Genomic DNA, 13,462 nt, shown 5'->3' with positions numbered 1-13,462 from the left:
GGCGGCCTCACCCCGCGCCGTACAGTTCGTCCGCGTTGGGGCGGGGCGCCGGCCGGTGCCGGGCCGCGGGGCCCTCGGCGAAGGCGCGCAGCAGGTTCTCCGTGGTCCGGGTCACGAAGGCGCGGGTGCGGACGTCCATGCCGTGGTCGCGCCCCCGCTCCCCGGTCCCGGCCGTCAGGGCCTCGACCCAGCGCAGGGTGCCCGTGGCGTAGACGCCCGCCCCGCCGGCCACCGTGTAGTACGCCGAGTCGGCGTGGCTGCGGTGGCCGGCGCGGACCAGCGGTGAGTGCGCGGTGATCTCCAGCGGTTCGGGGACCGGCGCGCCCGGGGTGACCCGGTCGTACTCCACTCCGACCAGGTGGGCGAATCCCTCGCCGGGACGGACTCCGGTCCCTCGGTGGAGCCAGTGGTCCGCCGCGTGCACGACGTACGGCGCGTCCACCGGATAGCCCTCGTAGAGCACTCCGGTGAGCGACGACTCCGGGTCGGCGGCCGGGCCGCGGCGGAAGTCGGTGGTCACCAGCGCCGGGCGGGACGGGTAGCAGGGGTCGCTCCGGTAGGCGGACTTGTAGCAGACCACCGTGCGGTCCGGGCCCGTGGCACCCGGCTCCAGGCGGATCCGGCGGAAGCAGGTGTTGGCGCCGAGGAAGGCCACGTTGGCGCCGGCGTCGCGGGCGTCGGTGACGTGGTGCCGCTGCTCCGGCGTCCAGTACTCGTCGTGTCCCAGGCACACGACGGCGGCGGCGCCGCGCAGCACCGCGGGGTCGCGGTGCACGTCGACGCCGGTGCTGTACGCCAGGGGCAGGCCCAGGCGCTCCGCCAGGACGACGGCCGCCCACTCGTACACCAGGAACTTCCCGGCACCGTTGCCGTCGTAGGGCCGGTCGAAGCTGACGGCGAGGGAGCGGTCGGCGTACGCGCCGAGGGCACCGCCGTAGAGGCTGTGGCCGCCCCACCGGTTGTACGCCTGCCAGGTGGCCGGGGCGTGCACGAGGACGGTGCGGCCCGTGCCCTCGGCCGAGCGCACGACGAGCGGGACGTAGTGCCGGTGGCCGCTGTCGGCGTCGAGGCGCAGGAGGTAGGCCCCCTCCGGCCAGCCGTCCGTGGCGAGGGTGAGGCTGCGGGGCCAGTCGGCGCGGACGGTGCGGGTCGCGGGCAGCAGGCGCGGGGCCGGACGGACGCGCCCAGGCACCGGCCCGGACCGCCAGACCAGCCGGGCGTGCGCCCCGCCGTACCAGCCGACCCGGAAGACCGAGACGCGGAACGACGCGGCGGTGGTCGACACGTGCAGACCGCACTCCTCGCCCGGCGTCACGCTCACCCGGTCGGCGTAGCCGGTCACCGCGTCCGGCGGTCCGGCGGAGCCGATCCGCCAGTCCGAGGTTCCCGGCCGGTCCCGTTCCGTCTCGGCCCGGTGGAGCTCCGGCGCCACGGGCGGGCGGCCGGGGAGCGGGGGCGCGGACGCGGCCGCCGCCGCGCCCAGACCGGCCCCGGCGCACAGCCCGAGGAACCGCCGGCGCGCGATGACGTGCCGGTCACCGCGTCCGGCCCGCGGCTCGTTCCCCGGCGCCGGCGGCACGCTCTCAGTCGGTCCTGCCGCGGCCCGTCAGCACGTCCCGGACCCGGTCGACCAGTCCGGCGCCGGGTGCCAGGAGCTTGTTGGCGGGCGGCGTCTGCGGAGCGGAGGGGTGGGGCCGGGTCGGCGCCGTCTTCTTCGCGGAGCGCACCTTCTCCCCGAGCTTTGCCAGGTCCTCGGGGGCGGCGGCCTCCCGGAACCGCGGGAAGAGGTTCTGCTCCTCGTCCGTCACGTGCTCGCGGATCTCCCGCATCAGCCGGCCGATGAACTCGTCGAACCGCGGGTCGTCGGCCGAGCAGCCCTCCAGTTCCTTCATCGTGCGTTCGGCCTCCGCGTGGTCCTGGATCTCCCGGTCGGCGATCTCGTCGCCGTCCGGCAGGAACCGCCGCACCGCCGGGTACAGGTGCATCTCCTCGGCCACGGAGTGACGGACCAGTTCGATGACGGCCTGGTCGGCCAGGTCCTTGCGCCGCTTGTCCCCCATCGGAAGGGCCTCGATCTGCGCGAAGATCTCGTCCACCTCGCGGTGGTCGGTGGTCAGTTCCTGGATGACGTCTCCGCCGTGTCCCATGGCAGGGCTCCTTGTTTCTCGTCCGTCGCGGCTGGTCGTACGGTTCGACCCGCCCGCCGGGTTCCCGCGGCGGCCCGAGGCACACCGCGGACCCGAATGCATTCGTCCTGGCCGGGAACCCGGCGACAGCCGGAGTCACCCATACCCCTGGAGAGGACCATGAGTCTGCTGCGCGTGGTCGGCCGTCCCCTGCTGGCCTCGATGTTCGTCGTCGGAGGCTGGAACTCCGTCCGCAACCCCAAGGCCGTGGCCCCGGCCGCCGAGCCCGTCGTACGGCCGATCACGGAGCGCGTGGCGGCCCTGCCCGACGGGACCGAGCAGCTCGTACGCCTGAGCGGCGGCGTCCAGATGGCGGCGGGCGTCCTCCTGGCGACGGGCCGGCTGCCCCGGCTCTCCGCCCTGGCCCTCGCCGCCACCCTCGTGCCGACCACGGTGGCCGGCCACCGCTTCTGGGAGGCGGAGGACCCCTCCGACCGCGCCCAGCAGCGCATCCAGTTCCTCAAGAACCTCTCCATGCTGGGCGGCCTGCTGATCACGGCCGACGACACCGCCGGCGCGCCGTCGGTGCTCTGGCGGAGCCGTCACGCCGCCCGAGAACTGCGCCGCGAGGGACGCCTGGTGCGCCGCTCGGTCCGCGCCACGGCGCGTCCGGCCGCCGCGGTCGGCGGCGTCAGGGCCAGGCTGCACGCCTGAACCACGCACCCGGCCCGGCTCCTCCTCCCCCCTTCCACCCCGGACGACGAAGGACCTGCGATGAACCACCACGCACGCTCCGGACCCTTCCTGCCGGGGTTCACCGGACAGAGCGGTCACGATCTGCTGGGCATCTACCTGAACGACCATCTGGCGGGCGCGACCGCGGGGACCGAGCGCGCCCACCACCTCGCCGTGGCCTGCCGGGGTTCCGAGATCGGCGACACGATGGGCCCGATCGCCGCCGAGATCGGCGAGGACCGCAGGACCCTGCTGGAGATCATGCGCAAGCTGGAGGTGCCGATCCGGCGGTACAAGGTGTACGCGGGGCGGCTGGGCGAGCGGGCCGGGCGGCTGAAGAGCAACGGCAGCCTGGTACGGCGCTCTCCCCTGAGCACCCTGCTGGAGCTGGAACTCCTGCACATCGGGGTGGAGGGCAAGATCTGCGGCTGGCACGCGCTGCGGCAGCTCGCCGACCGCGACGACCGCCTGGACCCGGAGCAGCTCGACCGGCTGCTGGAGCGGGCCGCGAGTCAGCTCCGCACGATCGAGGACCTGCGCCGTCGCCAGGTCCTGGACACCTTCCCCGAGACCTGAGGCCGGGGCGTGGACCGGCGCTCTTCGCGCGACCCGGCCGGTCGTGATCTGTGACATGGCCGGTCGCTACCCGCGCCCCGGCCTGTCCTGACCCGCGACCCGGCGGTCGCTACCTGCGACCCGGCCTGTCCTGACCCGCGACTCGCCCTGTCCCGACCCGTGAGGCCCGTCCGTCCGTCCGGCGGCATCCGTATCCGCATCCGGGCCTCCCCGCGCCGTCCGGCACCTGGCCGGCCGACGCTTTCGCATCCGGGCCGCCCGGCGTCACCTCACCCGGGCCACGGCCGGCCGCCGGCACCCGGGGCCGGGCCCGGCGGCGTCAGCCGTGAACGGCCCGGCGGCCTCAGCCGTGGCCGGCGTGGGTGCGGCGCCGGCACGAGTCCGGCGGGCGCCGCCCGCTCCCGCCCTCCCGGTCGCGGCGCCAGTCGAGGACCGCCACCGCCAGAGCGCCCAGCAGGGCCACGATCGCGGAGCCGACGGAGACCGCCACCGCCGTGCGGAAGTCGTGCCGGGTCGCACCGAGCACCAGGTAGAACAGCCCCGGCAGCGCCGCCGTACCCACGGCACCGCCCAGCCGCTGCCCGGTCTGCAGGGCGCCCCCGGCGGCTCCCGCCATCCGCACCGGCACCTCCCGCAGCGTCATGGTGACGTTCGGGGAGATCACGCAGCCGCTGCCCACTCCCCCGAGCAACAGCGCCGGCGCCGCGAACCAGGCCGCGCCGCCCGGCGGACCGAATTTGAGCACAAGCGCCGCGGCTCCCAGCCCGGCGATCACCGCCAGCAGCCCCCACACGGTCAGCCGCCGTCCCAGCCGCTCGACCAGCCGCCCCGCCACCACCGCGGCGGCGGCCGACCCGATCGCGAACGGCGTCACCGCCAGCCCGGACCGCAACGGCGTGTACCCGAGGCCGTTCTGGAAGAACAGGGCGAACACCAGCCACACCCCGCTGAACCCCACGAAGTACAGGGTGGCCAGGGCCGCGCCGGGGGCGTAGCCGCGCGTGCTCGTCACCAGGCGCGGATCCAGCAGCGGCTGCCCCTCGCGCGCCACGACGCGCCGCTCCCAGCGGACGAAGCCGGCCAGCAGCGCGAGGCCGACGAGGAACAGCCACCACAGCCGGCCCAGCCCTCCCGACTCGGCGAACACCAGGGGCAGCATCAGGGACAGCACCCCGGCCCCCAGCAGCGCCACGCCCGGAAGGTCGAGCCGCTCCCGCCGGCCGGGGGCGACACGGGGCAGCAGCCGCAGCCCGAGCAGGAGCGCCAGGGCGCCGACCGGCACATTGACGTAGAAGATCCAGCGCCAGCCCTGCGCACCGTGCGCCATGGCGAGGATCACGCCGCCGGTGACGGGCCCAACGGCGCTGGAGACGCCGACCGTGGCGCCGAACAGACCGAAGGCGCGGCCGCGCTCGGCGCCCCGGAACATCTGCTGGATGAGGGCGGAGTTCTGCGGGGCGAGGCATCCGGCGCAGACGCCCTGCGCGAGCCGGGCCACGACGAGCCAGGCGACCGTGGGCGCGGCGCCCGCTCCGGCGCTGCAGGCCACGAAGCCGCCCAGCGCCCACAGGAAGATCCGGCGCCTGCCCAGGGCGTCGCCCAGCCGGCCGGCCGGCACCAGGGCGAGCGCGAACGCCAGGGCGTATCCCGACACGACCCACTGCACGGAGGCCGCGGAGGCGCCCAGGCCGCGCTGCATGGAGGGCAGGGCGACTGCCACGATGGTGACGTCGAGCAGGCTCATGAAGCCGGTCACCAGCGTGACCCACAGGGCCTTCCAGCGCCGGGGGTCGGGTCCGGCCGCCGCGCGCGCCGGGTCGCCGCCGCGCGCGCCCGCCGGCGTGTCCAGTTCCACGCAGGCTCCCTCCGGTCGCCGCCGGCTCACGGCGGGCGTAGCTCACACGGCCTCTCCCGTCCCATCTGCTTCAGCGCGCGGACAGCGGGTAGCCGTGCTCACGGCAAAGAGCACACAAAGTCACCACCGAGCAGCGACGGTACTTCTCATGGTCATTCCGCTTAGGAAGCAGGCGGTACGTGAGCAGGAACCGGACCAGCGCGCCGCAGCGCTGCGCTACGGGGCCACCTATGACACCGGTGCGGCCCGTATCGCCGACGCGCGCCGCGCGGTCCGTGTCCTGCTCACCCGGGCGTCCCGAACCGCCGACACACCGGTGCCCACGCGCGCCGAAGGGGACGCACAGCTCGTCGTGAGCGAGCTGGTCACCAACGCCCTACGACACGCGCCGGGCCCGTGCGGCCTGGTGCTGGAGCTGTCCGCCGGTCACGAACGGCTGGCCATCACGGTCTGGGACACCTCCTCCACACTGCCGCGAATCCACGAACGTGACCAGTCACGGGTGGGCGGCCACGGCCTGTACCTGGTCCGCGCGTGCAGCAGCGCGCTGACCGTGACCACCCTGCCCGGCGGCAAGCGCGTCACCGCCGAGATCGATCTGCGGGAGGGGTGATCCGCGGCCGGTACCCGGGCCGGCCGGAAGGCCGGTGGGAACACCGGTCGGACAACCCGAAAGGAAGCCGGTCGGGAAACAGTCGAAAATGATGGGTGTGTAAGGCGCGGACGGGGGTACACGCGGTGGAAGCCGCTCATGATCAGCAGAGCGGTGGCCGCACGATCGAGCAACACCGCAGAGAGGGAGGGACGCGCCATGGCGCCGACCACGGAGATCCAGGCAGCAGTTCCGACACGGACGGAGCTGCCCGTGGTGACCGACCCCTCACAGGTGGCGCCGGCGGACGCGCGCGCCCTGTCGAAGCTGTTCTTCGACCGGCTCGCGACCCTGGAGGAGGGCACGCCCGAGCACCAGTACGCGCGGAACACCCTGATCGAGATGAACATGTCCCTGGTGCGCTACGCGGCCGGCCGCTTCCGCAGCCGGGGGCCCCAGGAGATGGAGGACATCGTCCAGGTCGGCATGATCGGGCTGATCAAGGCGATCGACCGGTTCGAGCTGGCCCGCGAGGTGGAGTTCACCTCCTTCGCCGTGCCGTACATCGTCGGCGAGATCAAGCGGTTCTTCCGCGACACCTCCTGGGCGGTGCACGTGCCGCGGCGCCTGCAGGAGGCCCGGGTGGAGCTGGCCAAGGCGACCGAGGAGCTGAGCAGCCGCCTGGGGCGCAAGCCCACCACCAAGGAGCTGGCGGAGCTGATGAACCTCCCCGAGCAGGAGGTCGTCAACGCGATGGTGGCCTCCAACGGCTACACCTCCTCCTCTCTGGACGCCGCGGTGGGCGGCAGCGAGGACGGGGAGAGCGTGCTCGCCGACTTCATCGGCGCCGAGGACACCGACCTGGAGCTGGTGGAGGACCTGCACAGCCTGGCGCCCCTGCTCGCCGGGCTCGAGGAGCGGGACCGCCGCATCATCCATCTGCGGTTCGTGGAGGAGCTCACCCAGGCCCAGATCGGAGAGCAGCTCGGGATCTCCCAGATGCATGTCTCCCGGCTGCTGCAGCGGGTGCTGACCCGGCTGCGTCAGGGCATGCTCACCGCACACTGAGCGATGCGTGGCCGGCCGCGGGAATGATCGCGTCCGCGGCGGGCACACGAACGCTTGCATGACACGGAAGGGCCGGACGCCGTCGTCCTGGGGAGGTGGACGGCGTCCGGCCCTTCCGTCGTGCCCCGGCCCGGCGGCGCGCGGGGCGTGCCGGTCCCGGAGGCCCGTCGAATTCGCCCGCCCCGGCGGAACGCCGTATTCCACGCCAGGAGGATCCGTCATTCCACGCCAGGAGGATCTGTCGAACACTTGGCCGGTCGGGCGGCGGAGCGGGCGCGGGTACCGTTGCAGCCAGGGCGCTTGCATTGACCGGCCGGGTGCGAGACGGTTGTCATCAGACAACCTTTTCCCCAGCAGAGAGGTGGTGGGGTACGCGGCTCGCGTTCCCCCTCTCGTGGCTCCTTCCTCCAGTTCTCCCGTCAGCCCACGCAGCGCAGGCTCCAGCGTCGGCGCCGTGTGGGGCGACGCGCCGTATCCCGTCCTGGTCGTCGACCGGGACGGCGGCGTCGTCGACCTCAATGGCATCGCGAGGACACTCCTGCCCGATCTCGCGTGCGGCGACTGGCTGCACGCCGCGGCGCCGGCCTGGCTGGCCGAGGCACACCGCCTCATGATCCTCGCTCCCGGCGAGTCCGCTGCCGCGCTGCGGTCGGGCAGCATCGGGGGGCGCCTCTTCGACGCCCACCCCACGCCGAGCGGCGACGGCGACGTGGTGTGGTGGCTGGTCGACGACACCGACCGCCGGCTGGCCCAGGAGGCGCTGCGCAGCGAGCAGGAGCGCACCGGCATCCTGGCCGAGGTGTCCAGCACGCTGCTGTCCTCGCTCAACGTGTCCCGGTGCATGGAGCTGACCGCGCGCATGGCGGCCGACCACCTGGCGGACGCCGCCGTGGTCATCGCGCCCGCCCAGGGGCGCCGCCACCCGCTCACCCACGCCCGGGCCGGTGGGCCCGTCACACAGACCACGCAGGTGATCGACCCGGCGATCGTGCCCGGTCTCGCCGAGGCGCTGCGGGGCTTTCCGCCGGTGCCGACGCGCTGGATCAACCCCGACGAAATTCCGCAGTGGGCGATTCCGGACGGCTTCGACGGCCCGCTGGGGTCGGTCATCGTCACTCCCCTGCCGGGCCACGGCGTGCCGGCGGGCGCCCTGATGCTGCTGCGCTCCACCACCGAAAGCGCCTTCAGCGAGGGCGAGGAGGTCTTCGCGCGGCTGTTCGCCGCCCGTGCGGGCGCGGCACTGTCGGCGGCCCGCATGTACGCCGAGCAGTCGGACATCACGGCGACGCTGATGCGGGAGCTGCTCCCGCCGACCCTGACGCAGGTGCACGGCATCGAGTACGCGGGCAGCTACCGGCCCGCCAAGGACTCCGAGCGTGTCGGCGGCGACTTCTACGACGTCCACCCGGGCACGGACTCCACGCACGAGTCCCTGGTGGTGCTCGGGGACGTGGCCGGCAAGGGCCTGGAGGCGGCCGTCCTCACCGGCAAGATCCGCAACACCCTGCACGCGCTGCTGCCGCTGGCCGGCGACCACCAGCAGATGCTGAACCTGCTGAACAGCGCCCTGCTGACGTCGCACCACACCCGCTTCGCCACACTCGTACTGGCCTCCGCCCGGCGTCGCGCCGGACGGGTGAGTCTCCGCATGACCAGCGCCGGGCATCCGCCGCCCCTGGTCATCCGCAGGAACGGTACGGTCGAGGTGGCGGCCACACACGGGACGCTGGTCGGAGCGATGCCGACGGTGGTGGCCGAGAGCGCCGAGACGGTCCTGGCCCCGGGCGAGACCTGTCTGCTCTACACGGACGGCATCACCGAGGCGCGCGGAGGGCCGCTCGGCGGCGAACTCTTCGGTGAGCGGCGGCTCAGGCAGGTCCTGTCGGAGTGCGGAGGCCTGCCGGCCGAAGCGATCGTGGAGCGGGTGCAGATGGTGGCCGCCCAGTGGCTCGGCTCGGGCCGGCACGACGACATGGCGGTCGTCGCCGTCGGTGCCCCGAAGTCGGGACCACTGCACGTCGTCAACGGCCATGTTCCCGTGGACGGGACGGAGACACGGCACAGGAGGAAGGGATGACCGCAGCCCCACCGGCACCGCGGATCCAGCCGGAGGACGGGCAGCAGCTCACTTCCGTGCGGGAGCGACTGTGGGCGGCAGTGATCGACGGTGACGAGTACGCGGCCGTGGAGGTGATCCGGACCGGCCTCGACAGCGGACTCGACGAGGAGACCGTGCTGCTCGACGTGATCGGCGGCGTGCAGCGGCGCGTCGGCGTGGAGTGGGCCGCCGACCGGATCTCCGTCGCCCAGGAGCACGCCGCCACCGCGATCAACGAACGAGCCGTCGCCGCCTTGATCGGCCACGACCGCCCGCGCGCCTCCCGGCCCGTGGGGCGGGTGACCGTCACCTGCGTCGACGGCGAATGGCACGCGCTGCCCGCACGGCTCGTCGCCGAGGTTCTGCGGCTGCGCGGCTGGCAGGTCGACTATCTCGGCGCCCAGACGCCGACCCCGCACCTGATCGCGCACCTGCACCGCACCAACCCGGCGGCGGTGCTGCTGTCGTCCTCGCTGCCCACCCGCCTGCCGACCGCGCACGCGGCCATCACCGCCTGCCAGGCCGTCGGCGTCCCCGTCATGGTCGGCGGGGCGGCCTTCGGCCCCGGCGGCCGCTACGCCCGCCTGCTCGGCGCGGACAGCTGGGCACCCGACGCCCGCGCCGCCGCGGCCGATCTGGAGGCCGGCGCGTCCCACCCGCAGCCCTCGGTCGCGCGGCAGGCCGTCGACGACCTGCCGCACCTGGCCGACCAGGAGTACACGATGGTCGTCCGATCCCGCCCCCAACTGGTCAAGCAGACCCTGGTGGACCTGGAGGAGCGGTTCCCCGCGATGGCGTCGTACGACGACGCCCGGCGGGAGCGCACGGCGGAGGATCTCGCCCACATCGTCGACTTCCTGGCCACGGCCCTGTACGTCGACGACGCGGCTCTGTTCGCGGACTTCCTCACCTGGACCGCGGACATACTCACCGCGCGGAAGGTCCCGGCGCACTCCCTCACCCTGGGGCTGGACGTCCTGGGCCGGCAACTGCGCGACTTCCCGCGGTCCTCGTCCCTGCTGGAGCAGGGCGCCGCCGCACTCGCCGGTCACCGCCCCACCGCCCCCGCCCCGGCGCCCGGGAGCGACGCATGACCGCTCTGCAGCCCGGACCGTTCGACATCGCGGTCGTGGCGGCCGCACCCGCCGTCCTGACCGTACGGGTGGTGGGCGACCTGGACTACGACACCGGCGACGAACTGGTCGACACCGTCACCGAGGAACTGGCGCGGTCCGGCCCGGGGGACGCCCCCTGGCAGGATCTGCGGCTCGACTTCGCGCAGCTGACCTGGGTGGACTCCATGGGTCTGGCCGCGCTGCTGATGATCCGCAGACGCACCGGGGCCGCCGGCGTGACCCTCCACCTGGACAACCGGCCCGAGTTCCTGGACCGGATGCTCGACGTCACGAACACCTACGACCACCTCACCGAGGAAGTCCAGGAGCAGGACGAGGACGTCTCCGAGGCGGGCGCCAACTAGGACCGGCCGGCGCCTGGACTCCCCGGGCCGCGACGGACCCCTCGTGCGGAGAACGTGTGCGCAGGTCGTGGGCGTGTGACGCGACCACGGGGGAAGCAGTATGGGCGACCCGTCGACGCGCTGAGGGGAGTCCATGGCGTTCTTCCTGATATCCAAACGCCGGCCGCTGCGCCTGCTGTCCGCCACCGACCTGGCCGTCGAGCACGACCGGCTGCGGGAGGAGAACCAGCAGCTGCACCGCGCCGTGACCTCGCACGCGGTGATCGACCAGGCCATCGGTGCCGTGGTGGCCCTGGGCCGGGTCACGCCCGAGGAGGCGTGGCTGGCCCTGCGGGACGTCTCCCAGCACCTCAACATCAAGCTGCGGACCGTCGCCGAGCGCGTCCTGGCGTTCGCCCAGGGCGAGGAGTTGCCGGAGGGGCAGCTGAACGAGCTGAAGCGGGCCCTCGACCGCCACCGCCAGTGCTCCGGCGGGCGGCCGGCCGGCAGCCCGCCGACGGCCTGACGCCCGGGGGCCGCGTCGCCCGCTCCCCCGTCACCACCGCGCCCCCGCTTCCCCTCACGACCGCGCTCCCGCTCCCCCGTCACCACCGCGCCGCCCCGCGCAGCGGGGCGCGTCCGCGGTCGGGCACGGTCCACAGGGTCTGGCCGCGCACCCCCCACCGTTCCAGCAGGGCGTTGGCCGCCAGGAAGCCGCTGGTGGCGGCCCGTTCCATCAGCGCCACCGGCAGCTCCGTGCGCACCAGGTCACCGGCCACGACGAGCCCCGGGTCGTCGGTGCGCACGGTGGGCCGGTCGGCGTAGCCGCCCACCGGGAAGAGGGGGCAGTCGGCCCGCCACTCGTGGCGCGCGTCGACGATCCGCGCCCGACGGGTCTCGGGATACACGCGGTGCAGCTGCTCGATCAGTCGCTTCTGCTCCACGTCCCGGACCGCGTCGTCGGCACACGCGTACGCGTGCAGCTCCACCACCGAGCCACCGGTGCGCGCGGCCCAGCGGGCCGCTTCGCCCTCCCAGCGCTCGAGCACGCTGACGTTGTCGAGGGAGCCGTATCCGCTGGTGCCGAGGAATCCGGGGCGGTCGGGGGCCACGGGACGGTCCAGCCACAGGCGGGAGACCAGGAACGGCGGTGCCGTGCGCAGCCGCTGGATCCGCTCGCGCCAGCGGCTGCCGCCCAGCCAGGGGGAGCGCTGGGCCAGCGACCGCAGTCCGGCGGTGTCCAGCGCGAGGACGACCGTGTCGTGCTGTCGCTCGCCGTCGGCGACGGCCACCGTGAAGCCGCCGTCGCGGGTCGGTGTGACGCTCTCGACCGGTGTCGACGTGCGCAGCCGGACGCCGTGCCCGCGCAGGTAGGCGGCCAGCGGCTCCCACAGCGCCGCGGGGGACGGCTCGTCGGGCACGTCGAACAGCAGTCCCTCGGCGGAGCCCAGGAAGTAGATGTGGAACATCAGGACCATCTCGGCGGCCGACAGCCGCCGGGGGTCGGCGAAGAAGCTGCGGGAGAAGACCTCGAAGGCCAGATGGCGGGCGGCCTCGGGGAAACGGATCGAGTCCAGGAAGTCGTGGGCGCTGACGTGGTCCAGGCGTGTGTAGACCTCGGGGACCCGCACGTCCAGCAAGGGCAGCGCGGCGGCCGGGCGCATCCGGGCCAGGTCGCGGATCCCGAAGGACGGGCTGAGGGCCACGAAGCCGAGCGCGCTCCACGGCGGCGTCCGGGGGACGTGCCGGAAGCCGTCGCGCAGGCCGCTGCCGTGCCACAGCGGGTAGTCGGGCAGGCCGGTGAGGCGCTTCAGGCCCGGATCGGTACGGCGGAGCAGCCCGCGCAGGTTGTAGTACTGGCGGAAGAATGCGTGGAAGCCCCGGCTCATCGTCACGGAGGTGCCGTCGCTCAGGGTGGTGGGCCACCCGGCCAGGCGCCCGCCGAGGGACGGCTCCCGCTCGTACAGGGTGACCCGTACGCCGCGTTCGGCGAGGGCGGTCGCCGCGGCCAGCCCCGCGATGCCGCCCCCGACGACGGCGGTGCTCGGCCGGTCGGTCCCGCGCAGCCGCGGGGCTCCGGGGGCCGGGAGCAGGACCCGGGCGCGCCGGTCGCGGCCGCGGCGGGCCGCGCCCGTCCGCCGGTGCCCGCTCATAGCGCGTCCTCCGTACGGCCGTCCGCGGGAGTGTCCGTGCCGCCGCGCGCGGCGCCGTCCGCGCGGGCCGCGACGACGGTGTGCGTGATGCCCGTCTGCCAGCCCGGCAGCGGCAGCACCCGGACCCGGGCGAAACCCGCCGCGCGGAGCCGGGCCGCGAACCGGTCGGCGGTGTCGAACTCGACCACGCTGCGGTACAGGTGGCGGTAGAGGGGACCGTCGCCGAGGACGGTAGCCGCGGGGAGCACGATGCCGCGGCAGACCGCCGCCCACACCGCGTGGTCCACCCGCCGGCCGCTGAGGGTGTACTCGTGCACCGCCAGCCGGCCGCCCGGCCGCAGCAGGTCGCGCACGGCGGCGAGCACCCGGTCGGGGTCGGCCGCGTTGCGCAGGAGGTAGGCGGCGAAGACCGCGTCGTACGGGCCGCGCACCCCGGCCTCCGTCAGACGTTCCGCCGGCGCGTGCACGAACTCGACGCCCTTCGGCCAGGGCTTCGCCGCGGCTCGGCGCAGCATGCCCGCGGAGGCGTCCACGGCGGTGATCTCGGCGTGGGGCAGCACGGCGGCCAGCGCGGCCGTCGAGGCGCCCGTGCCGCAGCCGAGGTCCAGCACGCGCAGTCCGGCGCCGCCGTGCGGGAGCCCGAGGCGGCGGGCCGAGCGCCGCAGATGGGCGTGGTAGCCGGGGTTGGCCGCCACGAGTGTGTCGTAGCTGCGGGCGGCGTGGTCGAAGGCGACGGCCAGGTCCTGGTCGCGCAGCAGGGTCATACGGTCTCCTCGTGCGGATGCCGGGCGGTGCCGGTG

The 13,462-nt window shown here is 74.3% G+C and carries 13 protein-coding genes; 8 read left to right on the top strand and 5 right to left on the bottom strand.

The genetic code is table 11. The annotated features are described in order from the left end of the window. Positions 1–7 precede the first annotated feature (7 nt). Positions 8–1,579, bottom strand: a complete 1,572-nt coding sequence (locus ACIQ9G_RS28480) for a N,N-dimethylformamidase beta subunit family domain-containing protein (RefSeq protein ID WP_403615017.1) — start codon at positions 1,577–1,579, stop codon at positions 8–10. 4 nt (positions 1,580–1,583) lie between these two features. Continuing rightward, on the bottom strand, positions 1,584–2,147 hold the full coding sequence (locus tag ACIQ9G_RS28475) for a hemerythrin domain-containing protein (RefSeq protein ID WP_403615015.1): 564 nt from the start codon (positions 2,145–2,147) through the stop codon (positions 1,584–1,586). 159 nt (positions 2,148–2,306) lie between these two features. On the opposite strand from ACIQ9G_RS28475, the gene ACIQ9G_RS28470 reads away from it, so the two are divergent. Together ACIQ9G_RS28470 and ACIQ9G_RS28465 are read left to right on the top strand one after the other, a co-directional pair. After that, positions 2,307–2,840 (top strand): DoxX family protein, encoded by a 534-nt coding sequence (locus tag ACIQ9G_RS28470; RefSeq protein WP_403615013.1) that lies wholly within the window; start codon positions 2,307–2,309, stop codon positions 2,838–2,840. Positions 2,841–2,900: 60 nt separating this feature from the next. Further along, positions 2,901–3,437, top strand: a complete 537-nt coding sequence (locus ACIQ9G_RS28465) for a hypothetical protein (RefSeq protein WP_403615010.1) — start codon at positions 2,901–2,903, stop codon at positions 3,435–3,437. A gap of 343 nt (positions 3,438–3,780) precedes the next feature. Here the strand turns inward: ACIQ9G_RS28465 and ACIQ9G_RS28460 are convergent, their stop codons facing one another. Then, a complete protein-coding gene (locus ACIQ9G_RS28460) occupies positions 3,781–5,292 on the bottom strand; it encodes an MFS transporter (protein ID WP_403615007.1) in 1,512 nt (503 codons plus the stop codon). Positions 5,293–5,440: 148 nt separating this feature from the next. Here ACIQ9G_RS28460 and ACIQ9G_RS28455 point away from each other — a divergent pair, with 148 nt between their 5' ends. The 6 genes from ACIQ9G_RS28455 (at position 5,441) to ACIQ9G_RS28430 (ending at position 11,035) form a co-directional block, all read left to right on the top strand. Next, complete coding sequence (locus ACIQ9G_RS28455; protein ID WP_403615004.1) at positions 5,441–5,905, top strand: ATP-binding protein; 465 nt, start codon at positions 5,441–5,443, stop codon at positions 5,903–5,905. 198 nt (positions 5,906–6,103) lie between these two features. Beyond that, positions 6,104–6,952: an RNA polymerase sigma factor SigF gene (locus ACIQ9G_RS28450; RefSeq protein ID WP_403615001.1), complete on the top strand. Its 849-nt coding sequence runs from the start codon at positions 6,104–6,106 to the stop codon at positions 6,950–6,952. Between the two features lie 454 nt (positions 6,953–7,406). Further along, positions 7,407–9,029, top strand: a complete 1,623-nt coding sequence (locus ACIQ9G_RS28445; RefSeq protein ID WP_403614999.1) for a PP2C family protein-serine/threonine phosphatase — start codon at positions 7,407–7,409, stop codon at positions 9,027–9,029. After that, a complete protein-coding gene (locus tag ACIQ9G_RS28440; protein WP_403614996.1) occupies positions 9,026–10,144 on the top strand; it encodes a B12-binding domain-containing protein in 1,119 nt (372 codons plus the stop codon). Before ACIQ9G_RS28445 ends, ACIQ9G_RS28440 begins: the two co-directional genes overlap by 4 nt. After that, positions 10,141–10,530 carry an STAS domain-containing protein gene (locus tag ACIQ9G_RS28435; protein ID WP_403614993.1) on the top strand — a complete coding sequence of 130 codons (390 nt, stop codon included), beginning with the start codon at positions 10,141–10,143 and terminating at the stop codon, positions 10,528–10,530. Before ACIQ9G_RS28440 ends, ACIQ9G_RS28435 begins: the two co-directional genes overlap by 4 nt. A gap of 133 nt (positions 10,531–10,663) precedes the next feature. Then, positions 10,664–11,035, top strand: coding sequence for an ANTAR domain-containing protein (locus tag ACIQ9G_RS28430; protein WP_403614991.1), 372 nt, complete (start codon positions 10,664–10,666; stop codon positions 11,033–11,035). Positions 11,036–11,114: 79 nt separating this feature from the next. Here the strand turns inward: ACIQ9G_RS28430 and ACIQ9G_RS28425 are convergent, their stop codons facing one another. Then, positions 11,115–12,662 (bottom strand): FAD-dependent oxidoreductase, encoded by a 1,548-nt coding sequence (locus ACIQ9G_RS28425; protein WP_403614988.1) that lies wholly within the window; start codon positions 12,660–12,662, stop codon positions 11,115–11,117. Further along, positions 12,659–13,426, bottom strand: a complete 768-nt coding sequence (locus tag ACIQ9G_RS28420; protein ID WP_403614986.1) for a class I SAM-dependent methyltransferase — start codon at positions 13,424–13,426, stop codon at positions 12,659–12,661. The genes ACIQ9G_RS28425 and ACIQ9G_RS28420 overlap by 4 nt, the downstream gene beginning before the upstream one ends. Positions 13,427–13,462 lie beyond the last annotated feature (36 nt).

Origin of the sequence: Streptomyces sp. NPDC096152, from assembly GCF_044763235.1 — a bacterium.
Lineage (GTDB): Bacteria > Actinomycetota > Actinomycetes > Streptomycetales > Streptomycetaceae > Streptomyces.
The sequence above is the reverse complement of the archived record's forward strand: the minus strand, read 5'-3'. Positions and strand labels throughout refer to the sequence as shown.

Bases quoted from the DNA above. Each gene is read 5' to 3' on its own strand.
- ACIQ9G_RS28465 (WP_403615010.1), top strand. From the start codon at position 2,901: ATGAACCACCACGCACGCTCCGGACCCTTCCTGCCGGGGTTCACCGGA.
- ACIQ9G_RS28420 (WP_403614986.1), bottom strand. From the start codon at position 13,426: ATGACCCTGCTGCGCGACCAGGACCTGGCCGTCGCCTTCGACCACGCC.
- ACIQ9G_RS28425 (WP_403614988.1), bottom strand. From the start codon at position 12,662: ATGAGCGGGCACCGGCGGACGGGCGCGGCCCGCCGCGGCCGCGACCGG.
- ACIQ9G_RS28455 (WP_403615004.1), top strand. From the start codon at position 5,441: ATGGTCATTCCGCTTAGGAAGCAGGCGGTACGTGAGCAGGAACCGGAC.
- ACIQ9G_RS28435 (WP_403614993.1), top strand. From the start codon at position 10,141: ATGACCGCTCTGCAGCCCGGACCGTTCGACATCGCGGTCGTGGCGGCC.
- ACIQ9G_RS28450 (WP_403615001.1), top strand. From the start codon at position 6,104: ATGGCGCCGACCACGGAGATCCAGGCAGCAGTTCCGACACGGACGGAG.
- ACIQ9G_RS28430 (WP_403614991.1), top strand. From the start codon at position 10,664: ATGGCGTTCTTCCTGATATCCAAACGCCGGCCGCTGCGCCTGCTGTCC.
- ACIQ9G_RS28440 (WP_403614996.1), top strand. From the start codon at position 9,026: ATGACCGCAGCCCCACCGGCACCGCGGATCCAGCCGGAGGACGGGCAG.
- ACIQ9G_RS28470 (WP_403615013.1), top strand. From the start codon at position 2,307: ATGAGTCTGCTGCGCGTGGTCGGCCGTCCCCTGCTGGCCTCGATGTTC.
- ACIQ9G_RS28475 (WP_403615015.1), bottom strand. From the start codon at position 2,147: ATGGGACACGGCGGAGACGTCATCCAGGAACTGACCACCGACCACCGC.